This is a genomic window from Dinoroseobacter sp. S76 (genome assembly GCF_049801095.1).
Classification (GTDB): Bacteria; Pseudomonadota; Alphaproteobacteria; order Rhodobacterales; family Rhodobacteraceae; genus Dinoroseobacter.
Map to the genome: position 1 here is coordinate 271,031 of NZ_JBNAGH010000002.1, position 26,517 is coordinate 297,547.

24 protein-coding genes are annotated in these 26,517 nt (G+C 64.0%); 17 read left to right on the plus strand and 7 right to left on the minus strand.

Translation table 11 applies throughout. The features are described from left to right. Window positions 1-26 precede the first annotated feature (26 nt). The 3 genes from ACP153_RS07110 to ACP153_RS07120 are packed head-to-tail and all read left to right on the plus strand — an operon-like array spanning window position 27 to window position 3,445. Complete coding sequence (locus ACP153_RS07110; protein WP_424970284.1) at window positions 27-1,109, plus strand: substrate-binding domain-containing protein; 1,083 nt, start codon at window positions 27-29, stop codon at window positions 1,107-1,109. Between the two features lie 19 nt (window positions 1,110-1,128). Then, the gene (locus tag ACP153_RS07115; protein ID WP_424970285.1) at window positions 1,129-2,430 is read left to right on the plus strand and encodes a GH1 family beta-glucosidase; all 1,302 of its coding nucleotides are present in this window, start codon (window positions 1,129-1,131) and stop codon (window positions 2,428-2,430) included. 43 nt (window positions 2,431-2,473) lie between these two features. Next, window positions 2,474-3,445: an ROK family protein gene (locus ACP153_RS07120; protein ID WP_424970286.1), complete on the plus strand. Its 972-nt coding sequence runs from the start codon at window positions 2,474-2,476 to the stop codon at window positions 3,443-3,445. Here the strand turns inward: ACP153_RS07120 and ACP153_RS07125 are convergent. The 5 genes from ACP153_RS07125 to ACP153_RS07145 all read right to left on the minus strand — a co-directional run bounded on the left by ACP153_RS07125 (window position 3,442) and on the right by ACP153_RS07145 (window position 7,608). Further along, window positions 3,442-4,290, minus strand: a complete 849-nt coding sequence (locus ACP153_RS07125) for a metal ABC transporter permease (RefSeq protein WP_424970763.1) — start codon at window positions 4,288-4,290, stop codon at window positions 3,442-3,444. The genes ACP153_RS07120 and ACP153_RS07125 overlap by 4 nt on opposite strands. Beyond that, window positions 4,290-5,192 carry a metal ABC transporter permease gene (locus ACP153_RS07130; protein ID WP_424970287.1) on the minus strand — a complete coding sequence of 301 codons (903 nt, stop codon included), beginning with the start codon at window positions 5,190-5,192 and terminating at the stop codon, window positions 4,290-4,292. Before ACP153_RS07130 ends, ACP153_RS07125 begins: the two co-directional genes overlap by 1 nt. Beyond that, window positions 5,189-6,106 (minus strand): manganese/iron ABC transporter ATP-binding protein, encoded by a 918-nt coding sequence (locus ACP153_RS07135; RefSeq protein WP_424970288.1) that lies wholly within the window; start codon window positions 6,104-6,106, stop codon window positions 5,189-5,191. Before ACP153_RS07135 ends, ACP153_RS07130 begins: the two co-directional genes overlap by 4 nt. A gap of 38 nt (window positions 6,107-6,144) precedes the next feature. Then, window positions 6,145-7,041 (minus strand): metal ABC transporter substrate-binding protein, encoded by an 897-nt coding sequence (locus tag ACP153_RS07140; RefSeq protein ID WP_424970289.1) that lies wholly within the window; start codon window positions 7,039-7,041, stop codon window positions 6,145-6,147. 120 nt (window positions 7,042-7,161) lie between these two features. Next, a complete protein-coding gene (locus ACP153_RS07145; RefSeq protein ID WP_424970290.1) occupies window positions 7,162-7,608 on the minus strand; it encodes an Rrf2 family transcriptional regulator in 447 nt (148 codons plus the stop codon). Between the two features lie 279 nt (window positions 7,609-7,887). Between ACP153_RS07145 and ACP153_RS07150 the strand changes: the two genes are divergently transcribed. From ACP153_RS07150 to cysG, 12 genes are all read left to right on the plus strand, one after another. Then, window positions 7,888-8,472, plus strand: a complete 585-nt coding sequence (locus ACP153_RS07150; RefSeq protein ID WP_424970291.1) for an ANTAR domain-containing response regulator — start codon at window positions 7,888-7,890, stop codon at window positions 8,470-8,472. Then, the gene (locus tag ACP153_RS07155; RefSeq protein WP_424970292.1) at window positions 8,469-9,647 is read left to right on the plus strand and encodes a CmpA/NrtA family ABC transporter substrate-binding protein; all 1,179 of its coding nucleotides are present in this window, start codon (window positions 8,469-8,471) and stop codon (window positions 9,645-9,647) included. The genes ACP153_RS07150 and ACP153_RS07155 overlap by 4 nt, the downstream gene beginning before the upstream one ends. A 263-nt stretch (window positions 9,648-9,910) precedes the next feature. Next, the gene (locus tag ACP153_RS07160; RefSeq protein ID WP_424970293.1) at window positions 9,911-11,278 is read left to right on the plus strand and encodes a CmpA/NrtA family ABC transporter substrate-binding protein; all 1,368 of its coding nucleotides are present in this window, start codon (window positions 9,911-9,913) and stop codon (window positions 11,276-11,278) included. A 150-nt stretch (window positions 11,279-11,428) separates the two neighbouring features. Continuing rightward, window positions 11,429-12,511: an ABC transporter permease gene (locus tag ACP153_RS07165; RefSeq protein ID WP_424970294.1), complete on the plus strand. Its 1,083-nt coding sequence runs from the start codon at window positions 11,429-11,431 to the stop codon at window positions 12,509-12,511. Between the two features lie 6 nt (window positions 12,512-12,517). After that, window positions 12,518-14,203 carry an ABC transporter ATP-binding protein gene (locus tag ACP153_RS07170; RefSeq protein WP_424970295.1) on the plus strand — a complete coding sequence of 562 codons (1,686 nt, stop codon included), beginning with the start codon at window positions 12,518-12,520 and terminating at the stop codon, window positions 14,201-14,203. Window positions 14,204-14,209: 6 nt separating this feature from the next. Beyond that, window positions 14,210-14,683 carry a globin family protein gene (locus ACP153_RS07175; protein WP_424970296.1) on the plus strand — a complete coding sequence of 158 codons (474 nt, stop codon included), beginning with the start codon at window positions 14,210-14,212 and terminating at the stop codon, window positions 14,681-14,683. Between the two features lie 115 nt (window positions 14,684-14,798). Continuing rightward, a complete protein-coding gene (locus tag ACP153_RS07180) occupies window positions 14,799-15,233 on the plus strand; it encodes a globin domain-containing protein (RefSeq protein WP_424970297.1) in 435 nt (144 codons plus the stop codon). Between the two features lie 67 nt (window positions 15,234-15,300). Beyond that, window positions 15,301-17,736: a nitrite reductase large subunit NirB gene (gene nirB / locus ACP153_RS07185; protein ID WP_424970298.1), complete on the plus strand. Its 2,436-nt coding sequence runs from the start codon at window positions 15,301-15,303 to the stop codon at window positions 17,734-17,736. Beyond that, window positions 17,733-18,071 carry a nitrite reductase small subunit NirD gene (gene nirD / locus ACP153_RS07190; RefSeq protein ID WP_424967661.1) on the plus strand — a complete coding sequence of 113 codons (339 nt, stop codon included), beginning with the start codon at window positions 17,733-17,735 and terminating at the stop codon, window positions 18,069-18,071. Before nirB ends, nirD begins: the two co-directional genes overlap by 4 nt. Beyond that, window positions 18,068-20,698: a molybdopterin-dependent oxidoreductase gene (locus ACP153_RS07195; protein WP_424970299.1), complete on the plus strand. Its 2,631-nt coding sequence runs from the start codon at window positions 18,068-18,070 to the stop codon at window positions 20,696-20,698. The genes nirD and ACP153_RS07195 overlap by 4 nt, the downstream gene beginning before the upstream one ends. Next, a complete protein-coding gene (locus ACP153_RS07200) occupies window positions 20,698-21,669 on the plus strand; it encodes a glycosyl transferase family protein (protein WP_424970300.1) in 972 nt (323 codons plus the stop codon). The genes ACP153_RS07195 and ACP153_RS07200 overlap by 1 nt, the downstream gene beginning before the upstream one ends. 25 nt (window positions 21,670-21,694) lie before the next feature. Continuing rightward, window positions 21,695-23,083 carry a siroheme synthase CysG gene (gene cysG, locus ACP153_RS07205; protein WP_424970301.1) on the plus strand — a complete coding sequence of 463 codons (1,389 nt, stop codon included), beginning with the start codon at window positions 21,695-21,697 and terminating at the stop codon, window positions 23,081-23,083. Here cysG and ACP153_RS07210 read toward each other — a convergent pair. Beyond that, on the minus strand, window positions 23,080-23,808 hold the full coding sequence (locus ACP153_RS07210) for an RlmE family RNA methyltransferase (RefSeq protein WP_424970302.1): 729 nt from the start codon (window positions 23,806-23,808) through the stop codon (window positions 23,080-23,082). The two genes, cysG and ACP153_RS07210, sit on opposite strands and share 4 nt — an antisense overlap. 13 nt (window positions 23,809-23,821) lie before the next feature. Beyond that, complete coding sequence (locus ACP153_RS07215; RefSeq protein WP_424970303.1) at window positions 23,822-25,021, minus strand: Ppx/GppA phosphatase family protein; 1,200 nt, start codon at window positions 25,019-25,021, stop codon at window positions 23,822-23,824. A gap of 249 nt (window positions 25,022-25,270) precedes the next feature. On the opposite strand from ACP153_RS07215, the gene ACP153_RS07220 reads away from it, so the two are divergent. Both ACP153_RS07220 and ACP153_RS07225 read left to right on the plus strand, forming a co-directional pair. Further along, window positions 25,271-25,567 carry a virulence factor gene (locus ACP153_RS07220; protein ID WP_424970304.1) on the plus strand — a complete coding sequence of 99 codons (297 nt, stop codon included), beginning with the start codon at window positions 25,271-25,273 and terminating at the stop codon, window positions 25,565-25,567. Between the two features lie 26 nt (window positions 25,568-25,593). After that, window positions 25,594-26,517, plus strand: coding sequence for a methylenetetrahydrofolate reductase (locus tag ACP153_RS07225; protein ID WP_424970305.1), 924 nt, complete (start codon window positions 25,594-25,596; stop codon window positions 26,515-26,517).

Here is a 26,517-nt window from a genome sequence, read left to right on the forward strand (position 1 = left end):
AAGATTGAAATTTAAGCTTTTGACGAATGTCCATTTACACGCTTACGGTGCAAGAACGGGCCACGCGAGACGACAGTCAGACCATGAATCTAAAACAGCTTTCCGAGAAACTGGGCCTCTCACCGACCACGGTCAGCCGGGCGTTGAACGGCTATCCCGAGGTCTCTGAGACCACCCGCCAACGGATCCAGGCCGCGGCCAAACAGTATAACTACTATCCCAGCACGCGGGCCAAATCGCTTGCGACGGGCCGGTCCATGGCCATTGGTCATGTTATCCCAACCGATGCAAATTCCGAGATGGTGAACCCGATCTTCGGGGACTTCCTGGCCGGTGCGGGCGAGACCTATGCCGCTTCGGGCTATGACATCATGCTGTCGGCCGTGCGTGCCGAGAACGAGTTGCAGGCCTATCGGGACTTCGCCGCCAAGCGCAGCGTCGATGGCGTCATCGTCCATGGCCCCCGCGCCGATGACCCGCGCATCGCGCTGCTGAAAGAGCTGAACCTGCCCTTCGTGGTCCATGGGCGCGCGCCCGTGGCCGATGACAGCTACTCCTGGCTCGACATCAACAACCGGCGGGCCTTTCAGCGTGCGGCACAGCTGCTCATCGACCTTGGCCATAGCCGGATCGCCCTGATCAACGGGCAGGAGAGCATGGATTTCGCCCAGCGACGTCGCACGGGCTACACCGCCGCGATGGAGGCTGCGGGACTCACTCCGCGGGCGGATCATATGGTCGCCGATGAAATGACCGAGGGTGTGGGCTTCAACGCCGCCAATCGGATGCTCGACGGTCCCAACCCGCCCACGGCCTTCCTCGTCTCCTCGATCATCACCGCCATCGGGGTACGCCGGGCCATTGGGGCGCGCGGCCTGGTGCTGGGCCGCGATGTCTCGGTCGTGATCCATGATGACGAGATCAGCTATCTGCGCAATGGCGACCGCGAGCCGCTCTTTACCGCGACGCGCTCCTCCGTCCGGGCGGCCGGGCGGCGGGCCGGAGAGATCTTGCTGCAACGGATTGCGCAACCCTCGACGCCTCCGATACAGGAGCTCTGGGATGTGGAGCTGACCCTCGGCCAGTCCACAGGCCCTGCCCCCAACTGAGCCGCGAAAGAACCCGCCAATGTCCCTGATCCGTTCCGACTATCCCAAGGACTTCCTGTTTGGGGTGGCGACCTCGGCCTATCAGATCGAGGGCCATGCCAAGGGCGGCGCGGGCCGCACCCATTGGGATGATTTCGCCGCCGGTCCGGGCAATGTGGTCCGCGCCGAGCATGGTGAGCTGGCCTGTGACCACTATGACCGGATGGAGGAAGACCTCGACCTGATCCGCGATCTCAACGTGGATAGTTACCGGTTTTCAACCAGTTGGGCTCGTGTCCTGCCCGAGGGGCGCGGCACGCCCAATGCCGAGGGCCTCGATTTCTACGACCGGCTGGTAGACGGGCTGTTGGAGCGGGGCATCAAGCCCGCCGCCACCCTTTATCACTGGGAGCTGCCCTCGCCCCTCGCAGATCTGGGCGGTTGGCGGAACCGCGATATCGCCAGCTGGTTCGGGGACTTCACCGCCACCATCATGGGCCGGATTGGCGACCGGGTCTGGTCGACCGCGCCGATCAACGAGCCCTGGTGCGTCGGCTGGCTAAGCCATTTTCAAGGGCATCATGCGCCCGGTCTGCGGGACATCCGCGCGGCTTCCCGCGCCATGCACCATATCCTTCTGGCCCATGGAACGGCGATCGAGGTCATGCGGGATCTGGGCATGTCGAACCTCGGCGCCGTGTGCAACATGGAATATGCCGAGCCCGCCGCCGGAACCGATGGCAGCGACGCGGCGCTCTATGACGGGATCTACAACCAGTTCTTCCTGTCGGGCATGTTCCACAAGCGCTACCCCGAGGTGGTTCTGGCCGGGATCGAGCCGCACCTGCCCACAGGCTGGCAGGATGATTTCGACGTGATCAGCGCCCCCTTGGATTGGGTCGGGCTGAACTACTACACCCGCAAGATCATCGCGCCGGAGGACGGCCCCTGGCCCCATCATCGTGAGATCGGCGGCCCCCTTCCCAAGACCCAGATGGGATGGGAGATTTATCCCGAGGGCCTCTACCAGCTCCTGACCATGATGAAAGAGCGCTACACGGGCGACCTCCCCCTCTATGTGACCGAGAACGGCATGGCTTCGGAGATCCCTTTCGCGGATGCGGACCGGATCGAATACCTCGACGCGCATCTGGCCCAGGCCCGTCGCGCCATCGCCGAAGGCGTGCCGCTTCAGGGCTATTTCATCTGGTCGCTGATGGACAATTACGAGTGGGCTTTGGGCTATGAAAAACGCTTTGGATTGGTCCATGTGGACTTCGAAACCCTCAAACGCACCCCGAAAGACTCTTACCGCGAGCTGGCATCTGGGTTAAGGCGTTAGCGCTACCATTCCGTTTCTCCGAATCTGTGGAGCCCGACACATCATGTCTTCGACCACTCTTGGCCCCGCTCTCGTCGCCGATATCGGCGGTACCAATACGCGCGTCGCTCTGGCGGATGGCGCGATCCTGCGCGCGGAGACGGTGAAGAAATTCCGCAACGCGGATCACGGCTCGCTGGACGAAGTGCTGCGGCTTTATCTCGCCGAGCAAGGCCAGCCGGACTGCAGCGGCGCCTGCATTGCGCTGGCCGGGCCGGTGCGCAACGGGGTTGGCGGGCTGACCAACCTGGAATGGCGCATGGATGAAGCGCTGCTATCGGCGGCGACGGGTGCCCCCCATGTGGCGCTGCTGAACGACCTTGTGGCTCAGGGCTATGCCCTGCCCCATATGAATCCGAACCTGATCCGTCCCATCGTCACGCGCCCCGCCGTGGCGGCGACAGAGACCTGTCTGATGATCGGGCTTGGGACCGGCTTCAACGCGGCCAGCGTGCTCCATGCGCCCGGCGGGCGGCTGGTCACCCCCTCCGAGGCCGGGCATTCGAACCTGCCCGTACGCACGGATCAGGAACTGCGTCTTTGCCGGTTCGTCGAGACGGCCCATGGCTTCCCGGCGGTCGAGGACGTGCTGTCGGGTCGTGGGCTGGAGCGGGTCTATAGCTTTCTCGGCCCCACGCCGGATCAGACCCCGCGCCTGTCGGCCGCCGAGGTCATGGCAGCCGCCGAGGCTGGCGAGCGGCAGGCGCTCGACGCGCTGGAGCTCTTTGTCGGGATGCTCGGGACCGTGGCGGGCAATCTCAGCCTGATCCACCTGCCCTTTGGTGGCGTCTATCTGGTGGGCGGCGTCTCGCGCCATATCGCGCCCTATCTGGGCCCCATGGGCTTCGCCGAAGCCTTTGCGAATAAAGGCCGTTTCGCCGATTTCATGCGAGATTTCCCGATCTGGCTGGTCGAGGATGATTTTGCCGCCCTGATCGGTTGCGCGAGCTATCTCGAAGAACGGCGCGCCGCCTAGCCAGTCACTGTCTCGCCGGTGCGTTGCGCGGTTTTCGCGTTCCGCCACAGGCGCGCGACAAAGGCCAGAAGGAACACCCCGGTCAGGATCAGGATGATCGTCGGCGCCGGTGCACTGTCGAGCCAGAAGCTGGCATAGACCCCGGCGACCGAGGCCAGAACCGTCACGGACACCGCGATCCAGAGCATCCGGTCAAACCGGTTCGTGATCAGGAACGCGATGGCCCCCGGCGCGATCAGAAGCCCAATGGCGAGGATGATCCCCACGGCCTTGAGCACCGCGACGATGGTCAGCGAGATCAGCGCCAGCATACCGTAATGGAGCCAGGACACCGGCAGCCCCACCGCCCGGGCCTGAGCCGGGTCAAACGCATGGAGCAGGAAATCCCGCCATTTGACCAGCAGCACACCCGCGACGAACAGAGAGATCAGACCGGCTGTCCAGAGATCCCCCGCACCGATCCCCAGCATGTTGCCAAAGAGGATATGGTCGAGATGCATCTCCGTCTCGATCTTGGTGTAGATCACCAGCCCGATCCCAAACATGCCCGAGAAGACCACGCCCATGACCGTGTCCTGCTTGATCCGACTATTCGCCTGCAGATACCCGGTGGCCAGCGCGCAGGTCATGCCCGCCGCAAAAGCCCCGATGATCAGCGGGATCCCCGCCACATAGGCCAGCACGATGCCCGGCAGCACCGCATGGCTGATCGCGTCGCCCATGAGGCTCCAGCCCTTGAGGACGACGAAACAGGACAGGATGGCCGTCGGCACCGCAATGATCGCGGCGATCAGAAAGGCGCTCTGCATGAAGGGAAAAAGGAAAGGTGCGAGGATCGTCTCCATCACTCGGCGGCCTCCATCCGCTTGATGGGCTCCGGAGACGGGGTCGGACTGCGCAGAAGCGCCTCAGCCGCGCGCCGGCGGGCAGCACGGTAGCCGTGTTTCGGCGCGAGGAAGAAGGCCAGCAAAAACAGGATGGTCTGCAGGGTGATGATGATCCCGCCCGTAGCCCCATCGAGGAAATAGCTCGCATAGGCCCCGACCGCCGCAGTGCCCGCCCCGATGCTGACCGAGATCACCAGCAGCCGCTGGAAGCGGTCCGTCAGCAGATAGGCCGTGGCCCCCGGCGTCACCACCATGGCGATCACGAGAAACGCGCCCACAGTCTGAAGTGCTGCGACCGTGCAGGCCGAAAGCAGCACGAAGAACATGAATTTCAGCCGCACCGGATGCAGCCCAATGGAGCGCGCGTGGTTCTCGTCAAAGAAAGTGACCATCAGGTCCTTCCATTTGAGCAGGAGAAGGCCGAGCGAAACCCCTCCGATCAGCACCAGTTGCAGCGTGTCCGCAGGCGTGATCGCGAGGATGTTTCCCAGCATGATGGTCTGGATGTCAACGGAGGTGGGCGAGATCGAGATCATGAAGAGCCCCAGCCCGAAAAACGAGGTGAAGATGAGGCCGATAATGGCATCTTCCTTGAGGCCCGAGCGTTGGTTGAGAAAGAGCATCGCCCCTGCCGCCAACCCGCCGGACAGGAACGCGCCGAGGGCAAAGGGCAGCCCAAGCATATAGGCCCCCGCCACACCCGGCACGATCGCATGGCTAAGCGCATCGCCGATCAGGGACCATCCCTTGAGCATCAGATAGGCCGACAGAAACGCGCACACCGCCCCGACCAGCGCGCTCACCCAGATCGCGTTGGTCATGTAGCCATAGGCAAAGGGGGCGAGCAGCGTTTCGATCACCGGACCTCCTCCTCCGCCTCAGCCTCCGCGTCTGCCTCGGGGGTTCCCAGAGTGCGGGTCTTCTCGTCATAGGTGACGAGCGGGCGCTCATCATCGGTAAAGATCATGACCTTGCGCGCATCATCGTCATCATGCAGGTCTTCGCCCTCGAGCACGAAATGGCGCAGCACGCCGCCAAAGGCACGCTCCAAATTGGCCTGGGTAAAGGTCGTCTCCGTGGGGCCAAAGCCAAGCACGGTCCCTTTGACGAGGATCGTCCGGTCGCAAAACTCCGGCACGGAGCCGAGATTATGGGTCGAGACCAGCATGACCCGCCCCTCATCGCGCAGATCGCGCAGCAGCGCGATGATCGCATCCTCGGTCTGCACATCCACACCGGTGAAGGGCTCGTCAAGCAGGATCACCTGCCCGTTCTGGGCCAGCGCCCGGGCAAGGAAGACCCGCTTGCGTTGACCGCCGGACAGTTCCCCGATCTGGCGCGTGCGGAACTCCAGCATGCCCACACGGCTCAGGGCGTCGGTCACGGCCTGCCGGTCCTTCGCCCCGGGCCTGCGTAGAAAGCCCATATGGCCGTAACGCCCCATCATCACCACATCCTCGACCAGCACCGGGAAGGACCAGTCGACCTCTTCATTCTGAGGGACATAGGCGATCTTGTTGGCCTTGAGCGCCTCGGTGACCGTGCCGCCGAGCACCTGGATCTCGCCCCGCGCCGTGGGAACAAACCCCATGATCGCCTTGAAAAGCGTGGATTTTCCGGCCCCGTTCACCCCGACCAGCGCGGTGATCGTACCGCGCGGGATGTCGAAGCTCGCATCATTGAGCGCGGTCAATCCGTTGCGATAGGTCACGGTCACATTGCGGGCGCAGAGACCGGGGCTGTTCGTTTGTCCATCCGGGGCCGATGGGCGCATGGTCTATTCCTTGGGGTCTAATCCTGAGGCGTGGTGCCTTAATTCAGCGGCGTGGTCAGACCCTCAGCCAGGGTTTCGGAGGTGACCCTGAGCAGGTCGAGATAAGTTGGCACCGGGCCATCCGCCTCGGTCAGGCTGTCTACATAGAGCACCCCGCCAAAAGTCGCGCCGGTTTCGCGCGCCACCTGTTCGGCCGGGTCATTGTTCACCGTGCTTTCGCAGAAAACCGCGGGGATATTGTGCTCGCGCACGCCATCGATGACCTTGCGCACCTGCTGCGGCGTGCCGGTCTGATCCGCGTTCATCGGCCAGAGATAAAGCTCCTTCATCCCGAAATCCCGCGCGAGATAGCTGAACGCGCCCTCGCAGGACACAAGCCAGCGCTGGGAGGCCGGAACCTCCTGCACGCGTTCGCGCAGCGGCGCGATCGTGGCACTGATCTCCTGCTTGTAGCGTTCGGCATTGGCGGCATAGATCTCGGCATTCTCCGGATCATGCTCGGAGAAAGCGTCGCGGATATTATCCACGTAGATCAGCGCGTTATCGAGCGACATCCAGGCATGGGGGTTCGGCTTGCCCTCATAGCTGCCCGACGCGATGGAAACCGGATCGATCCCCTCGGTCAACGTGGCGGACGGCACATCGCGCAGGTTTGCGAGGAACTGCTCGAACCACAGCTCGAGATTCATCCCGTTCCACAGGATGACATCGGCCCCCTGCGCCCGAACCAGATCGCGGGGCGTGGGCTGGTAGCCATGGATCTCCGCCCCCGGCTTGGTGATCGACACAACCTCGGCCGCATCCCCGGCCACGTTCTGCGCCATATCCGCGATCACGGTGAAGGTGGTCACGGCCTTGAGCTTGTCGGCCATGGCCCCGCTGGGCAGGGCCACTGTCGCCACCAACGCCAGCATGGCCGTCGTTCTTCCAAGCATCCGAACTCTCCCTTGAGAGGTTAAATCCACTTGGAATGAATATGAGAATGATTTGCAAAAAGTAAATACAGAAAATCTCATGACACAGTTAGCAACTGAAATCATGAGATTATTTTCAGGTCAGGCCGTGACTGGCGTGTTGCCCAGCAGCTTCTCAAGACCGTTATTGTCCTTCACCAGGCTCTCCAGCGTGATGGTGTCGAGGGACCGGTAGAAGGCCGCGAGCGCCTCGCCTAGCGCGCCTTTCAGGCGGCAAACCGACACCAGCGGACAGGTGCATTCCTCGGCATTGAAGCACTCGGCGAAGGGGGCACCCGCCTCGAAGACGCGGAAGACGCCGCCGACCGTGATGTCCTCGGCGCCGCGCGCCAGTCGAATGCCGCCCCCGCGCCCGCGCACGGTTTCGATGAACCCGGTCTGGCCCAGCATGTTGATCACCTGCCCGAGATGGTTCTCGGAGGCATTGGTCGCTTTGGCCACTTCCGAGGTCCGGATATTGCGGCCAGTGTTCACCGCGCAATACATCAGGGTTCGCATGGCAAGGTTTGTTCGGGTCGTTAAGCGCATGGAACCTCGTTCCTTTCCGGGGCATTCGCACGTAGGCGAGGGTTAAGTGGAGTGTAGGACCTGTCTTTGATTTGGATCAAGCATCGCGCGGCGCGAAGCTGATTTGCCGCAAGCGAATAAGGCCTTGTGGTGCCGAAAGCCCAGCATCTTTGCAAAATGGCAAGCGGGTTCCGGGGTGTTTTTTGCGTTCTGCCTAAATAACCGGCAGAAATGTGGTTTTTGGCCGCGACCCCCGGTCCGAGACTTGCCGTATGCGGAAAAAGGCAAGACATCTGCGCCATGGCTGAAGCTTTGAAGATTCTGGTGGTCGAACCCGACGAGCCGCGGGCCCGCATGATCATGGATGGTCTGGCCGAGGCCGGGAATGTCGATGTGACCGTGCTGGGCAGTGCCACGGGTCTGGCCCGACGCATGGCCGAGATCGCGCCGGATGTGGTGCTGATCGCCATGTCGAACCCGTCAAGGGACACTTTGGAGGCGCTCAGCGTTGCCTCGGGCTTCAATGACCGGCCGGTGGCGATGTTCGTGGATCAGACCGATGATGCCACCACCCGCGCGGCCATCGAGGCCGGGGTGAGCGCCTATGTGGTCGATGGCCTGCACAAGGACCGGATCAAGCCGGTGCTCGATGCGGCCATCGCGCGCTTCAACATGTTTGCCAAACTGCGCACGGAGCTGGCGGCGGCCAAGACCGCCCTGGCCGAGCGCAAGACGATTGAACGGGCCAAGGGCCTATTGATGACGGCCAAGGGGATCAGCGAGGATCAGGCCTATGCCATCCTGCGCAAGACCGCGATGGATCAGGGCCGCAAGGTCTCGGAAGTCGCCGAAGCCCTGGTCACAGCCTCGGATTTGTTGCGATGAGCCGGAGTATTCTTGAGATCGGCTATTTGCCGCTGGTCGACGCCGCCCCTTTGGTGGTGGCCCAGAAGATGGGATTTGCGGAGGCGGAGGGCCTGTCGCTGAACCTGCACAAGCAGCCGTCCTGGTCCGCCTTGCGGGACGGGGTCGCGCTGGGGTCGCTCGATGCGGCTCAGATGCTGAGCCCCCTGCCCGTCGCCATGTCCCTCGGTCTCGGCGGCCTGCCGACGCCCATGGACGCGCTCATGGTGATGTCCGTGAATGGCAACGTGATCGGGGTGTCGAACGAGATCGCGGCCAAGATGCGTGCCGGGGGCTGGCAGGAAAGCTTCCGCGATCCGCTGGGCACGGGCAACCACCTGATCCGCGCGACCGGACGACGCTTGCGGATCGGGGTGCCCTTCCCCTTCTCCATGCATGCGGAGCTGGTGTTCTACTGGTTGGGCGCGCTGGGTCTGAAGACGCCGGGCGAGCTCGACGTGCACACCATTCCGCCGCCCCTGATGTCCGACGCGATCGCCGCAGACGAGATCGACGCGTTTTGCGTGGGCGAGCCCTGGGGCTCCATCGCGGTGGAAAATGGCACGGGCGAGCTGGTCCTGCCGGCCAATGCGATTTGGGCCTTTGCCCCGGAAAAGGTCCTCGGCGCGCGCCGGGACTGGATCGAGGAGCATCCGGGCGAGACCCGTGCCCTGATGCGGGCCGTGGTCGGGGCCTCTCAATGGCTGGGCGCGCCGGAGAACAGGCTCATGGCCTCCGAGGTGCTGTCCGAGCCCGGTCTGATCGATGTGCCGGACGGGGTGCTCGACCGGGCACTCTCGGGCCATCTGATCATGAAGTCCCGCGCGCTCTCGCTCCATACGCCGCGCTTTCTGGAGTTCTATTCCAGTGCCGCGAACTTCCCCTGGCGCAGTCAGGCGGCCTGGATCGCAAGCAATATCGCAGCGCGCGTCGGGCTGGACCGGACCGAAGCCATGCGCACGGCCATGGGCTGTTTCCGCAGCGATCTCTACCGCGCCAATCTGGCGGATCTGGGCATCGATATGCCCGGCGCCTCGGCGAAAATGGAGGGCGCTTTGAGCGAACCCACCGCCGTCGCCTCGGCCAAGGGATCGATCATTCTGGGTCCGGATGCGTTTTTTGACGGCACTGTTTTTGATCCATCCCCTCAGGGCTGATCAATTATTGTGCAACTGCAGCATGGCCGCGGATTTTCGCCGGGTGCGACAGAAATAATAGTTCAATCGACGGGCGACTCACGGCAATAAGACATCAGCCGCGCCGGACAAGGACGTCCGCGCCCTGCACTTGCCCCGCGGATGGGGACCCTCCGGAGCAAAGCCGCTCGACCACTTGTGACTCACGTCTCAAGGCAGGTTCGCGCGGCTTTTTTGCGTTTTACCCCCGACATCCTCCCCGGGGATCAACCTAAGGAAACGAGATGAAAAAAACGTTTGCTGCCCTGCTTGCAACTTCCGCGATGCTCTCGCCCGCCATGGCCGAGATGCTGCCGCTGGAAAAAGACGAGCTGAAGTTTGGCTTCATCAAGCTGACCGACATGGCGCCCCTCGCCGTGGCCTATGAGAACGGTTATTTCTTCGACGAAGGCCTCTTCGTGACGCTGGAAGCCCAGGCCAACTGGAAAGTGCTGCTCGACGGCGTGATCTCGGGTCAGCTCGACGGCGCGCACATGCTGGCGGGTCAGCCTCTGGCAGCAACCATCGGCTTTGGCACCGAAGCCCATATCGTGACCCCCTTCTCCATGGACCTGAACGGCAACGGCATCACCGTGTCGAACGAGATCTGGGAGCAGATGAAGCCGAATATCCCGACCATGGATGACGGTCGTCCGCAGCACCCGATCTCTGCTTCTGCGCTCAAGCCGATCGTGGACAAGTACAACTCCGAAGGTAAGCCCTTCAACATGGGGATGGTGTTCCCGGTCTCCACCCACAATTACGAGCTGCGCTACTGGCTCGCCGCGGGCGGCATTCACCCGGGCTTCTATTCCCCCGAGGACGTGACCGGCCAGATCGGCGCCGACGCGTTCCTCTCCGTGACGCCTCCGCCGCAGATGCCCGCGACCCTCGAAGCCGGCACCATCTATGGCTACTGCGTGGGTGAGCCCTGGAACCAGCAGGCCGTGTTCAAAGGCATCGGCGTTCCGGTAATCACCGACTACCAGATCTGGAAGAACAACCCCGAGAAGGTCTTTGGCCTGACCGCCGAGTTCACCGAGCAGAACCCGAACACCACCCTGGCCATCACCAAGGCGCTGATCCGCGCCGCGATCTGGCTCGATGAGAACGACAACGCCAACCGTCCGGCAGCGGTCGAGATCCTGAGCCGTCCGAACTATGTGGGCGCCGATTACGACGTGATCGCGAACTCCATGACCGGCACCTTCGAATTCGAGAAGGGCGACAAGCGCGAGATCCCGGATTTCAACGTGTTCTTCCGCTACAACGCCACCTACCCGTTCTATTCCGACGCTGTCTGGTACCTGACCCAGATGCGCCGCTGGGGTCAGATCGCCGAGCCGAAGTCAGACAGCTGGTATGATGAAGTCGCCAAGATGGTCTACAAGCCCGAGATCTATCTCGAAGCGGCCCGCCTGCTGGTGGACGAAGGCCTCGCCAACGAAGCGGACTTCCCCTGGGACAGCGATGGCTACAAAGCCCCGACCCCGGCCGAAGATATCATCGACGGCATCGCCTATGACGGCAAAGCGCCCAACGCCTATCTGGACAGCCTGTCCATCGGCCTGAAAGGCGAGCAGATCGTCGTGGGCTCTGAAGTCCAGGGTTAATCCCGCACACAACCGGCGCCCCTCTCCCGGGCGCGACCCTGACCTCCGCGGTTTTGTGGCCGCGGAGGCCACCCCAGACACAACCGACCCGCCCTTCCCGCGCGCGCCTCCCTTTTGCAGATTGCGCCGCCCCTATCCGGAGCAGACCCGATGACCACCGTCGATCCTGATTTCGCTGCGAAAGAAGCCAAAGAGGCCCGCCGCGAACACCTCTTTACCCGTATCAACAAGGCCGATGCCTGGCTCAAGGTGCTCGGCCTTGGCTGGATCACCCCGATGGTGAAGGCCGCTGCGGGCGACAATCCCAAAGCGCAGATGAAGGACATCTGGCAGCTCTTCTGCGTGCCGATCCTTGCGATCGTGCTCTTCCTGACCGCTTGGGGCACCCTGGCCCCCAAGGTGCAAACCTCTCTCGGTGCCGTGCCCGGCCCGGCCCAGGTCTGGGAGCAGGCCGTCGCCCTGCACCAGGATGCCGCCGCCAAGGCCGAGAGCGAGCGCGTCTTCAACGAACGTGTTGAACAGCGCAACCAGCGCCTGATCGATGCGGGTCGCGCCGATGAGGTCAAGAACATCGCCTATACGGGCGCGCCCTCCTATTACGACCAGATCTGGACCTCGATCCAGACCGTGTTCTTCGGCTTCCTGATTGCAACGGTTTTCGCCGTGCCGCTCGGCATCTCTGCGGGCCTGTCGGTCACCGCGAACGCGGCCCTGAACCCGATCATCCAGATCTTCAAGCCGGTCTCGCCGCTCGCATGGCTGCCCATCGTGACCATGGTCGTCTCGGCGGTCTACACGACCAATGACGGCCTCTTCGCGAAATCCTTCCTTGTCTCCGCCATCACGGTGACCCTCTGCTCGCTCTGGCCGACGCTGATCAACACCTCGCTGGGTGTGGCCTCCATCGACAAGGACCTGGTGAACGTCTCCAAGGTTCTGAAGATGAACACCTATACCAAGATCACCAAGCTGGTGCTGCCCTCGGCCCTGCCCCTGATCTTCACCGGTCTGCGCCTGTCGCTCGGTGTGGGATGGATGGTTCTGATCGCCGCGGAAATGCTCGCCCAGAACCCCGGCCTCGGCAAGTTCGTGTGGGATGAGTTCCAGAACGGCTCCTCCAACTCGCTCGCCAAGATCATGGTTGCGGTTCTGACCATCGGCATCATCGGCTTCCTGCTCGACCGCCTGATGTTCACCATCCAGTCGCTCTTCACCTTCACGAACAACCGGTGATCCCAAATGACCGCGATTGAATTCAAGAACGTCTCCAAGAGCTTCGGTGAAGGCGCCAACCGCGCGGACGTGCTCAAGGACATCAACCTGACAGTCAGGGAGGGCGAGTTCCTCGTGCTCCTCGGCTTCTCCGGAACCGGCAAGACCACGCTGATCAACCTCATGGCCGGGCTCGAGCAGCCCACCAAGGGCGAGGTCACCTTCAAGGGCAAGCCGGTCACCGGCCCCGGCCCGGAACGCGGCGTGATCTTCCAGAACTATTCGCTGATGCCCTGGCTGACGGTGAACGGCAATGTGCGCCTCGCGGTGGACACCATGTTCCCCGGCCTCAGCAAGGCGGAGCGTCAGGCCAAGGTCGACCACTATGTCAAGATGGTCGGGCTGAGCCACGCCACCACGCGCCGCCCGGCGGAGTTGTCGGGTGGGATGCGCCAGCGGGTGAACGTCGCCCGGGCGCTCGCCATGAACCCCGAGGTTCTGCTGCTGGACGAGCCGCTTTCGGCCCTCGACGCCCTGACCCGCGCCAATCTCGCTGACGAGATCGAGGGGATCTGGGAAGAAGAGAAGAAGACCTGCGTTCTGATCACCAATGATGTGGACGAGGCCATCGTGCTCGCCGACCGCATCATCGCCCTGAACCCCGACGGAACCCTGGGCGATGCGTTCACCGTGAACATCCCCCGCCCCCGGGATCGGGTTGAGATGAACCACCATGCGGGCTTCAAGAAGCTGCGCGCGGACGTGACCAAGTACCTGATGGATGTGGGCATCGACGCCAAGGCCGAAGGCACCAAGATCCTGCCCGATGTCACGCCGATCCATGGTGTGCCCGCAGCGGTCGCCAAGGCTCAGGCCGGCATGATCGAAGAGCGCTTCCTCGACTTCAGCCAGCTCCACAAGATCTATCCGACACCCAAGGGGCCGCTGACCGTGGTCGAGGATTTCAATCTCAAGCTCAACAAGGGCGAGTTCATCTCCCTGATCGGGCATTCGGGCTGCGGCAAATCGACAGTTCTGACAATGGCCGCCGGTCTCAACGAGATTTCCAAGGGCGCAATCAAGCTCGATGGCCGCCATGTGGAAGGCGCCGATCCCGAGCGCGCGGTGGTGTTCCAGTCGCCGAGCCTCTTCCCCTGGCTGACCGCTAAAGAGAATGTCAGCGTCGGTGTGGACCGGGTGTATCCCCGCGCTTCTGCGGCCGAGCGGCAAGACGTGGTCGAGTATTATCTCGAGCGTGTGGGCCTCGCCGACAGCATGGACAAAGCCGCCTCGGACCTTTCCAACGGCATGAAGCAGCGGGTCGGCATCGCCCGGGCCTTCGCCCTCAGCCCCAAGCTTCTGCTGCTCGATGAGCCCTTCGGGATGCTCGACAGCCTGACCCGCTGGGAGCTGCAGGAAGTGCTGATGGAGGTCTGGTCCCGTACCAAGGTGACCGCGATCTGCGTGACCCATGATGTGGATGAAGCGATCCTTCTGGCCGACCGCGTGGTCATGATGACCAACGGCCCGCGCGCCACGATCGGCAAGATCACCAATGTGGATCTGCCCCGCCCGCGCACCCGCAAGGCGTTGCTCGAGCATCCGGATTACTACACCTACCGTCAGGAAGTGTTGGATTTCCTTGAAGAATATGAACACGGTGCGAAGCCCAAAAAGCCCGCTCCGGCCCCGAAACCCATTGCAGCGGAGTGAGCCACAATGACCCCGGACCAAATCACCCTCATTCAGGATAGCTTCAAGAAAGTTGCCCCGATCAGCGACGCAGCCGCCGAGATCTTCTACACGCGCCTGTTCGAAATCGCCCCTCAAGTGAAGCCTTTCTTCAAGGGCGACATGAAGCAACAGGGCAGCAAGCTGATGGCGACCCTCGGTGTGGTGGTGAATGGTCTGCGGGATCTGGACAAGATCGTCCCCGTGGCCGAGCAGCTCGCCGTCAAGCATGTGGATTACGGCGTCAAGGCCGAGCACTACACCCCCGTGGGCGAAGCGCTGATCTACACGCTCGACAAGGGTCTGGGCGATGAATTCACCCCGGAACTGAAAGAGGCCTGGCTCGGTGCCTACACCACGCTTTCGGGCGTGATGATCGCCGCGGCCTACCCCTCGGAGACGATCGAAACGGCCGCGCCTGCCAACACCCCGAAGAAACCCTGGTGGAAGATCTGGGCCTAAGGTTAACGCCTAAAAGCCTTAAGAAATTTCACAAATCTGAAGGAGGGAACACACCGGATCATAAGGGAAATCTGATCAACTGACAGAATCTTCACGCAGAAATGGAGCATCCGCTATGACCCCTGCCGAAATTCGCCTGATCCAGACGTCCTTTGCCAAAGTGTTCCCCCTCAAAGCCAAGTTCGGAATGATGTTCTACACCCGCCTGTTTGAAATGGATCCCGTGATCAAGGGCATGTTCTCCACGAGCATCGCCCGGCAATCCGAGATGCTCATGCAGGCTCTGGCCCTGATCGTGCGCGGGCTGCGCACTGATGGCGCCCTGCCGCCGAAAGCACTCGAAATGGCTGCACGCCACGGGCGCTACGGGGTGACCGAACAGCATTACCAGAAGATGGGCGAGGCCCTGATCTGGTCCCTGAGCGAAACCCTGGGCGACGCGTTCGATGCGTCCACCGAGGCGGCCTGGCGCAATGCCTATGACCGCTTGTCCACAACCATGATCAATGCTGCCGCCGGAGCGTCTCCGGGGGTGGAGTTAACGACCTGAAACCCTTGTTGGTCGGCTGACCCCGTGCGTCGGGGCGCCCACCGACCTTCCTGATTGGAGGGAGCCCATGACGCAAAAACTCGTCATCATTGGCGCAGGTATGGCCTCTGGCCGTGCCCTGGAATCTCTGCTGGAGGCAGATCCGGACGCCTATGAGGTAACACTCTTCAATGCAGAGCCGCGCGGGAACTACAACCGCATCATGCTCAGCCCGGTCCTGTCGGGCGAGAAGACCTATGACGAGATCGTCACCCATACCGCCGAGTGGTATGAAGAGAACGGCGTCACCTGCCGCTTTGGCGAGCGCGTCGCCAAGATCGACCGGGAACGCAAGGTCGTCGTCTCCGAGACCGGCGACGAGGTGGCCTATGACAAGCTGATCTTCGGCACTGGCTCCAACCCGTTTATCATCCCCCTGCCCGGCCATGATCTGGAAGGCGTGATTGCCTATCGCGACCTGGAAGACACCGAGCGGATGATGGCCATGGGCCCCGACAACAAGGTCGTGGTCATCGGTGGCGGTCTGCTGGGCCTTGAGGCGGCAGCCGGCATGGCCGCGCGCGGCGTCGATGTCACCGTGATCCACATCATGGGTCACCTGATGGAACGTCAGCTGGACGAAGCCGCCGGATACCTGCTGCGCAAGGCGCTGACCGACAAGAACATCACCGTGAAATGCTCGGCCAATTCCAAGGAAATCCTCGGCGAAGATGGGCATGTGAAGGCCCTGCTGCTGGATGATGGCACCGAGCTGCCCTGTGACCTGCTGGTCATGGCCGTGGGCATCCGCCCGAATGTAAAGCTGGCGCAAGAGGCCGGTCTGGCGGTGGGCAAGGGCATCCATGTGGATGACCAGATGCTAACCTCCGATCCGGCGATCTTCGCTGTGGGGGAATGCGTCGAACATGACGGCGCGATCTTCGGCCTTGTCGCCCCGCTCTATGATCAGGCAAAGGTTCTGGCCAAGACCCTGCTGGGCGAAGAGGCAACGTTTGTTCAGAAGTCTCTCTCGACCAAGCTGAAGGTGACGGGCTGTGATCTCTTCTCCGCCGGTGATTTCGCCGATGGCGAGGGCCGCGAGGACATTGTCTTCCGCGACCCCGCGCGCGGCGTCTACAAGCGCCTCGTGATCGAAGAAAACAAAGTCGTGGGCGCCGTGTTCTACGGCGACACCGCCGACAGCAACTGGTTCTTCGGCCTGATCCAGTCCGGCGAAGACATCTCCGAGATGCGCGACACGCTGATCTTTGGCCCGGCTTACCAGGGGGGGGCCGCACTGGACCCTATGGCGGCCGTTGCAGCCTTACCGCTTGATGCGGAAATCTGTGGCTGTAACGGCGTATCCAAGGGCGACATCGTGGCGGCCATCGAGGGCGGCGCTACGGATCTGGGGGCCGTGCGGGCGGTGACCAAGGCCTCAGGCTCCTGCGGGACCTGCACGGGTCTGGTCGAGCAGGTACTCGGCGTGACCCTGGGCGATGATTTCGTCATCCCCGCCGCGGCCTCCATGTGCGGCTGCACAGATCTGACCCATGAAGACGTGCGGCGCATGATCAAGAGCCAGGAGCTCAAATCCATGGCGGCCGTCTGGCAGGAGCTCGGCTGGAAGACCAGCTGCGGCTGCCATGTCTGCCGCCCGGCGTTGAACTTCTACCTCTTGGCCGATTGGCCGGTGGAGTATCAGGACGACCCGCAGAGCCGTTTCATCAACGAACGGCGCCATGCGAATATCCAGAAGGACGGCACCTATTCCGTCGTGCCGCGCATGTGGGGCGGGATGACCACGCCGGACGAGCTGCGCGCGATTGCCGATGCCGCCGACAAGTATAACGTGCCGACGGTCCATGTGACCGGCGGTCAGCGGATCGACCTGCTGGGTGTGAAGGGCGAAGACCTGCCTGCGATCTGGAAGGATCTCAATGATGCGGGGATGGTTTCGGGCCATGCCTATGCCAAGGGTCTGCGCACGGTGAAAACCTGTGTCGGCAAGGACCACTGCCGGTTCGGCACCCAGGACAGCACGGGCCTGGGCATCAAGCTCGAGAAGAAGCTCTGGGGCTCCTGGACGCCCCATAAGGTGAAGCTGGGTGTCTCTGGCTGTCCGCGCAACTGTGCCGAGGCGACCTGCAAAGACATTGGGATCGTCTGTGTCGATAGCGGCTATCAGATCGGCGTTGCCGGGGCTGCGGGCATGGATGTGAAAGAGACCGAGCGTCTGGCCGATGTCGCCACCGAGCAGGAGGCGATCGACTATGTCACCGCCTTCATGCAGCTCTTCCGCGAGAACGCCAAGTATCTGGACCGGCCCTATAAATGGGTCGCGAAGGTCGGGCTCGACTGGGTCAAGGAGCAGGTCTTCGACGCGGCCACGCGCCAGGGTCTGATCGAGCGGTTCGAGCTGTCCCAGACCATCTATCAGAAAGACCCCTGGGCCGCGGAAGCCGCCGAGAATGCGGACAATTATCAGCCGATCGCTGATTTCAAACTGGAGGCCGCGGAATGAGCGACTGGATTGACATTGGGGCCCTCGAGGACATTCCCACCCGCGGCGCGCGGGTGGTGAAGACCGCCATGGGCTGTGTTGCCGTGTTCCGGACGGGATCGGATGAGGTCTATGCGTTGGAAAATTCCTGCCCCCATAAGGGTGGGCCGCTTTCCGAGGGGATCGTCCATGGCAACAAGGTGACCTGTCCGCTGCACAATTGGGTGTTCAGCCTGGAGACCGGCGAGGCGCAAGGGGCCGATGAAGGCACGGTGCCCACCTACCCGGCGCGGGTCGAGGCCGGTCGGATCCTGCTGGAGACGCAGTTCCTGCAATCCCGGATGGCCGCCGAATGACACAGGACGCTCCGAGCCCGACCTGCACCACCTGCCCCTATTGCGGCGTCGGCTGCGGCGTTCTGGCCGGAGCGGATGGCAGCATTGCCGGGGATCCCGATCACCCGGCCAATCTGGGGCGGCTCTGCTCCAAGGGCTCGGCGCTCGGCGAGACCCTCGATCTCGAGGGTCGTCTTCTCGCCCCGCAGATCGGCGGTCGCCGCGCGGGCTGGGACGAAGCACTCGATCTGGTGGCAGACCGGTTCAAGGCCGCGATCGCCGAGCATGGGCCGGATAGCGTCGCTTTCTATGTCTCGGGGCAGTTGCTGACCGAGGATTACTACGTCGCCAACAAGCTCATGAAGGGCTATATGGGTTCGGCGAATATCGACACGAATTCAAGACTTTGCATGGCCTCCTCCGTGGCCGGACACAAGCGCGCCTTCGGCACGGATACGGTTCCCGGCCAGTACACGGATTTCGAGACAGCCGATCTCGTAGTGCTCGTAGGCTCGAACCTCGCCTGGTGTCACCCGGTGCTCTTCCAGCGCCTGCAGGCTGCCAAGCAGGCTCGTCCGGAGCTGAAGGTCGTGGTCATCGATCCGCGCCGCACGGCCACCTCGAACCTCGCGGATCTGCATCTGTCGATCCGACCGGATGGGGATGCTGCGGTCTTCAACCTGCTGCTGGCGGAGATCGCCAAACGGGGGCTGACCGACGAGGCCTTTGTAGCGCAAGGCGTCAACGGCTATGACGCGGCACTGGCAACCGCCCAGCAGACCGAAACCACCGAGACGGGTTTGACCGCAGCAGAGCTCAACGCCTTCCTTGAGATGTGGTGCAGCACCGAGAAGGTCGTCACGCTCTATTCCCAAGGGGTGAACCAATCCTCCTGCGGGACCGACAAGGTCAATGCCATCCTGAACTGCCATCTGGCCACGGGCCGGATCGGGCGCGCGGGGATGGGGCCGTTCTCCATGACCGGGCAGCCCAATGCCATGGGTGGGCGCGAGGTCGGTGGGCTCGCCAACATGCTCGCTTGCCATCTAGATATCGAGAACGCCGATCACCGCGACGCGGTGCAGGAGATGTGGTCCTCCCCCACCATGGCGACCAAGCCAGGGCTCAAGGCGGTGGACCTCTTTGACGCCTGCGCCGATGGGCGGATCAAGGCGCTCTGGATCATGTCCACGAACCCGGTCGTCTCGCTGCCCGATGCGGACAAGGTTGCTGCCGCAATCCGCGTGGTGCCCTTCACCGTGATGACCGACATCATCGCCGATACGGATACGGGCCGCTGCGTCGATGTTCTGCTCCCTGCCACGGGTTGGGGCGAGAAGTCCGGTACGGTCACCAACTCCGAACGGTGCATCTCGCGCCAGCGCAAGTTTCTCGCCGCCCCCGGCGAGGCGCGCCCGGATTGGGACATCATCGCCGATGTGGGCCGTCGCATGGGCTGGACCGAAGCGTTCGACTATCGCTCGGAGGCGGAGGTGTTCCGCGAATATGCGGCTCTGTCCGCTCTGGGGCCGCGCTTTGCCAGGGATTTCGACATCTCTGGCCTCGCGAACCTCACAGACAGCGCCTATGACGCGCTCTCTCCCACGGTTTGGCCTGTGCCGGCCGAGGGCGCAGCCGGCGGTCGGTTCTTTGCCAAGGGCGGGTTCTACCACGCGGATGGCAAGGCCAAGATGCTGCCGATCACGCCGCCCGCAGCGCCGGTGACCCAGGTTGGCTTCCCGGTGCGGCTCAATACGGGCCGGGTGCGCGACCATTGGCATACGATGACCCGGACCGGTAAGGCCCCGCGCCTCGGCGCGCATATGGCAGAGCCCTATCTGGAGATCCATCCCCAGGACGCCGAAGAGGCCGGGATGGGCGATGCGGAGCTGGTCACGGTGTCCTCGCCCTATGGCGCGGCGACCTTGCGGGTGCTGGTGACCGACCGGGTGCAGACCGGCGCGGTGTTCGTGCCCATGCACTGGACCGATATCGTCTCGACGACCGGGCGGATCAACGCGGTCATCGCACCGGTCACGGACCCATTCTCTGGCCAGCCTGCCTCCAAGGGCACGCCTGTGGCGCTCGAGCGCTTTGCCGCGGGCTGGTACGGCTTTGCCGCCAGCACCGAGGCCATGACCCCGACCCGGCCCTATGCCGCGATTGCCCGGACAAAGACCGGCACGCGCGCCGAGGTGGCCGGGATCAAACGCCCAAGCGATTGGGAGGCCGAGGCCCGCAGTGTTCTGGGGTTGAGCACAGGCACGGCCTCGGTCATCGAGGATCCCGCACGCGGAACAGCCCGGGTGGCGATCACCGAGGGCGACACGATCATCGGTCTCTTCTTCGCGGCCCCCAGCCCGGTCGCTCTATCGCGCAGCCATGCGGTTGCCCTGATCGGCGCGACAGAGGATCCCTTCCGCGCCCTTGCGGGCATTCCCGGTGCGGATCGCCCGGATGCCGGGGCGACGGTTTGCGCCTGTTTCGATGTGGGCGTGAACGACCTGCGCCGCGCGATCCAGGACGGGGCCAACACGGTCGAAGCCCTTGGCGCTTGCACGCAAGCCGGGACCAATTGCGGCTCCTGCCGACCGGAGCTGCAAGCCCTGATTGCCAGCACCCCGGCCTTGAAGCTCGCGGCCGAGTAATGAGCCTCGCGCCCTATATCGCCACGGTGGCGCGCGGTCCCGGGCGGGCCCGCCCGCTGACCCAGACCGAAGCGCAGGAGGCGATGACCCATGTGCTCGACGGCACCGGCGCGCCAGAGGCCGTGGGCGCCCTGCTGATGACCCTGCGCCTGCGGGGCGAGACAGCGGATGAGATCACAGGGTTTTCCGCCGCCTTTCGCGATCACCTGCGCCGCTGGTCCAAGCTCGACGCGGATCTCGATTGGTCGAGCTACTCGGCCGGGCGCACGCGCGGTCTCCCCTGGTTCCTGCTGAGCGCGCGGCTTGTGGCGGCGGCGGGGTACCGCATCGTGCTCCATGGGCGGAACGGCTCGGATGCGGCCCTGCGTGCCCATCTTGGCCCACTGGGTCTGTCCATGTCGCTCACGCCGACCGAGGCAGCAGCCGCGCTCGAGGATACCGGCATCGCCTATATCCCGCTGGAGGCGCTCTCGGCCCGGGCGACGGATCTGCTGGCCCTGCGCGATCATCTGGGTCTGCGGTCCTGCGTGAACACCTGTTTGCGCGTGGCCAACCCCGCCGCGGCGCCGGTCACCGTGCAGGGCGTCTTCCACCCGCCCTATCGCGAGCTGCAGGAGGCCGCCTGCCAACGGTTGGGCGACAGTGCCGCGATGATCATCAAGGGCGGTGGCGGCGAGTTTGAACGTTACCCGGGCAAGCCCGTGGTCTGCCACGGCTTCGGCCCGCAAGGCGCGTGGTCCGACGCCCCCGCGATCCTCGACGACACCCGCCGCCTGACCGAGGTGACGGATGATCCCGCCCATCTCGCCGCCCTTTGGGAGGGCAGCTGGCACCATCCCTTCGCCACGGCCACGGTTCTGGGCACCGCCGCGCTGGCGCTCTGGACCCTCGGGGCGACGCAAACCCTGGCCGAGGCGGAAGCCAAGGCAGCCACCCTCTGGAGCGCGCGGCAAACCCGCCACGCGGCCTGATCCGCGACTGACAGGAGACACGACCATGAAGACCTTCCCCATGTTCGTTCGGATGCGTGATCGCGATGTGGCGATCCTCGGCGGTGGTGAGCAGGCCGCGCAGAAATGCCGCCTGATCCTGAAATCCGAGGCGCGGGTGACGCTCTATTGGCCCGAGCTGGACCCGGAGCTGGCCGAGCTCGCCAAGAGCGGCAAGATCCAGTGGCAGCGCGAGATCCCGAGCGTTACGGATCTGAAGCCGGTGTCGCTTTGCTTCATCGCCACGGGCTGCCCCGGAACCGATGCGAGCCTGCACGGGCTCGCAGAGGCGGCGCGGGTACTCGTGAATGTGGTCGACCAGCCGGATCTCTGCGAGGCCTATACCCCCTCGATCGTCGACCGCGATCCGGTGGTGGTGGCCATCGGCACCGAGGGCACCGCCCCGGTGCTGGCCCGCCAGATCAAGTCACGGATGGAAGAACTGCTGGAGCCCGGGCTCGGCGGTCTCGCCGCGCTTGCGGGGCGTCTGCGCCCGGCGGCGGCGGCGCGGTTGCAACCGCGCAAGCGCCGGGATCTCTGGCGCTGGGTCTTCAACGGTGCGCCGCGCGCGACCCATAAATCCGGGGCTGAGCGCGAGGCCGCGCGCCTGATCAAGGATGCCATCGCCCAGGGCGGCGCGCCCGCCGCCGATGCCGGACGGATCGCGCTCGTGGGCGCGGGTCCGGGGGGCGCGGACCTGATGACCCTGCGCGGGGTGCAGCGCCTGCAAGAGGCTGACATTATCTTCTATGACCGTCTGGTGGATCCAGGCGTGCTGGAGCTTGCCCGCCGGGATGCGGAGCGCGTGCTTGTGGGCAAGACCCCCGGTGCCGAAAGCTGGCCTCAGGATCGGATCAATCAGGTCATGGTGCAGGCCGCGAAAGAAGGCAAAACCGTCGTTCGCCTGAAATGCGGCGACCCGGTCGTCTTTGGCCGTCTCGAAGAAGAGGTCGCCGCGATCAAGGGCGCCGGTCTCGAGGTGGAGATCGTGCCGGGCATCACCGCCGCCTCCGCCGCCTCCGCGCGGCTGGAGACCGGACTGACCCAGCGCGGCGAGATCGACAGCGTGACCTTCGTCTCTGGTCAACTGCGCGAGGGCGACCGCAGCCCCGATTGGGGCAGTCACCTGAAACTGGGCACGGCGATTGCGATCTATATGGGCGTGGGCAGCGCGCCCGAGATTCGCGAGAACCTTCTGGCGCATGGCCATCGCGACAGCTGCGCGGTGGATGTGGTCGCCAGCGTCGGCCATGCGAGCGAGACCTGCCTGCAGTCGACCCTTGGGACACTCGAAGGGGATCTGGCCAGCGCTGGGATCACCAATCCGGCGATCCTCTTTGTGCGGAACCCGAAATCCGCCGCCGCAAAGGCGCCCGGCTTGCGCGTCGCCAGCTAGTCCCGCGCTACGGGGTTCACGCCTTTGAACCCGGTGGCCACGACAAACTTCTCGGAGCTGTCCGACCGGCTCGCCCCGGGTTTCACATTCGCGACCTTCTTGAAGGACTGCTTCAGCAGCCGCTGCAGATCCGCTTCTGCCCCGCCCGCAAGCACCTTGGCGACAAAGGTCCCGCCCTCTTCCAGCACGTCGAAGGCGAGATAGGCCGCCGCCTCGCACAGCGCCATGATCCGCAAATGGTCCGTCTGCTTGTGCCCGGAACTGGCCGCAGCCATGTCCGACATGACCACATCCGCACGTCCGCCGAGCCAGGCCTTGACCTGTTCATCGGCCCCATCGGCCATGAAGTCGAGCACATGGGTCTCGGCGCCCGGGATATGCTCCACCTCCTGCAGATCGACGCCGAGCACCTTGCCTTGCGCTTTCCCGGCCCTCTCGCCGAGCGCATTGACCCGCTTCACCGCGACCTGGCACCAGCCCCCGGGGGCGCAGCCAAGATCGACGATCCGGGCGCCCGGCACGAGGAAGCGGTACTTGTCATCAATCTCGAGGATCTTGAACGCCGCGCGCCCGCGATAGCCCTCGCGCTTGGCGCGCTGGACATAGGGGTCGTTGAGCTGGCGTTCGAGCCAACGGGTCGAGCTCAGCTTGCGGCCCCGGGCGCTCTTGACCCGCACCCGCAGGTCCCGCTGTCCGCGGCCTGAATTTCCGGCTTTCTTTGGCATCTGATCCGATCCGTCAGTAGGGTCCGTCTTCGAGCACGCCATCCGCGCTCATCTGGGCATAAAGCAGCCCCTCGCGCAGCCCCCGATCCGCGACCGAGAGCCGGTCCGTGGGCCAGACCCGCAGAAGCGCCTGCAGGATCGCCGATCCGGACATGATCAGCGAATGCCGATCCCGGCCGATCCGCGGATCCTTGCGGCGGCCCTCGGGGCCCATGGCGAGATAGGTCTGGATCACCGTATCGATCTGATCCGAGGTCATACGCAGCCCGTCCACCTTGTTGCGATCATAGCGCCGCAGGTTCAGATGGCTCGCCGCCACAGTGGTGACCGTGCCCGAGGTGCCAATGATCTGGAAGCCTTCGCGCACCTGATCGGTCTCGTTATAGGGCGAGAAATCCGCGAGGTTTTCCTCGAAGAACCAGCTCATAAGCGCAAAGCGCGCGGCATCATCATCCACATCGCTGAACTGGTCCTTGAGAGTGGCCACACCGAGCGGCACGGAGATCCAGTCCACCACCCGCGCAGGCGCGAGCCCCGGCGTGACCTCATCAAACCCCGCATGGAGCCGCATGATCGCACTGGGACGCTCGAGCCGAGGCACCCCGCTCAGATCGATCCAGACAAGCTCCGTGGAGCCGCCGCCGATATCCACCACCAGCAGTTGCTCGGTCTTGGTGGACACGAGCGGCGCACAGGAGACCACGGCGAGGCGCGCCTCCTGCTCCGGTTCGATGATCTCGAGTGCGAGCCCGGTATCCCGTTGCACAAGCGAGATAAATTCCGGCGCGTTGGTGGCCCGGCGGCAGGCCTCGGTCGCCACAAGCCGCATCCGTTGCACATTGTGGGTGGTCAGCTTGCGCTGGCAGATCTTGAGCGCCCCCACCGTGCGCGCCATGGACGCGCGGCTGAGCCGACCGGAGGCCTCCAGCCCATGGCCGAGCTGCACGGATTTCGAGAAACTGTCCACCACATGGAACTGGTTGCCCTTGGGTTGCGCGATCAGCATCCGGCAGGAATTCGTCCCCAGATCGAGCGCCGCATAAAGGTCCGCCGGATCGGGCTTGCCGTCTTGCGCAGGGCTCTTGGCCGGGCCTGTTCCCGGGCGCCGGGCCGAAGCGGGCGCGATCCCCTGCACCGCCGCCTGTCCCGGCTCGGCAGGATCCGGCACGGCACGAAGATGGGGTCTGGCCCGTCTCCGGGATCTTTTCGACATCGGTACAATCCTTGGTTGTCTAAAACCATATAGAATCGGAGGGTTTAGAGCAAGACGGCCCCGGGCCCGTCCCGGCTCATAAAAACCATGAGAATTTTTCCGATGCGCCGCTCTGGCCCCGCGGCCCCGGGCCTCCTAGAAGGGGAAACCACTGCAAATGGTCGGTCTTGTCGCGGCGCATGTCGAAAATGCACCGCACCGGGGGCAACGCCCGCGTCATACAGGACCTAGCCGGAGAGGAGGTCGGGAATGCCCGATGTGACCATCGTCTATTGGCGCGACATCCCAGCCCAGGTCATCGTGGGCAAGGGGCGACGCGGCGCCAAGAAGCAACTGAGCGAGCGCTTCGAGCAAGCGATCGATCGCTGTGCGATGAAGGTGGGCGCGGCGGGGACCGATGCTTATCTGGCTGAATGGAGGAAAGCAGCGCCCTATCCCGTGGATGGTGATCAGGCCGAGATTGCCGAGGCCGAAGCGGCCCGGATCGAGGCCGAATTCGACACCGCCGCGATCAAGGCGCTGATCGAAAAGGACGGTTGGGCCTGATCCCCCGCCGCATATCGGAGGCCGTGATGGCACTTTTGCAGTTCAAGCGCCCCGGCCGCACCGCCGGTTCGGACGGGACCCTCGCCGGAATCCTCGCGGGCTATTCGATTGAGGTCATGCCCCGGACCGCCGAGAAGGTCGCCGATTTCACGGCCCTGCTCCCCCAGGGCACAAGGGTCTATATCGCCCATATCGACGGCACCCCCATCGAGGACATGGTCCGCACTGCGGCCCGGCTCGCAGCCGACGGGTTCGAGGTGATGCCCCATTTCCCGGCGCGCTCGATTGCGAATGCGGCCACGCTGGGCGACTGGATCGCGCGCTATCAGGGCGAGGCGGATGTCCGGCAAGGCCTGATCCTCGCCGGGGGCCGCCCCGATCCTCTGGGCGATTTCGACAGCTCCATGCAGCTGCTGGAGACGGGCCTCTTCGACAAGGCGGGTTTCACCCATCTCCATGTGGCCGGACACCCCGAGGGCAATCGCGACATCGACCCCAAGGGCGGCACGGCAGAGGTCGATGCAGCGCTGGCCTGGAAACAGGGCTTCTCGGAGCAGACCGATGCGAGCATGGCAATTGCCACACAGTTCGCCTTTGAAATGGCTCCGATTGCCGCCTGGGCCGAGGGGCTGCAGGCGCAGGGCATCACCATGCCCGTCCATCTCGGGATCGCTGGTCCTGCCAAGCTGCAAACCTTGATCAAGTTCGCCATCGCCTGCGGCGTGGGTCCCTCGCTCAAAGTGCTGCAGAAGCGTGCCATGGATGTCACCAAGCTGGTGCTGCCCTACACCCCCGACGAGGTGCTGCGCGATCTGGTGGCCTACAAGGCCGCCAACCCCGCCAGCCTCATCGAGCAGGTGCATGTCTTCCCGCTGGGCGGCATCAAGACCTCCGCGACCTGGATTGCCGAGCAATCCGGTGGCGCCGCAACCGCCAGCCAGCAGGGATAA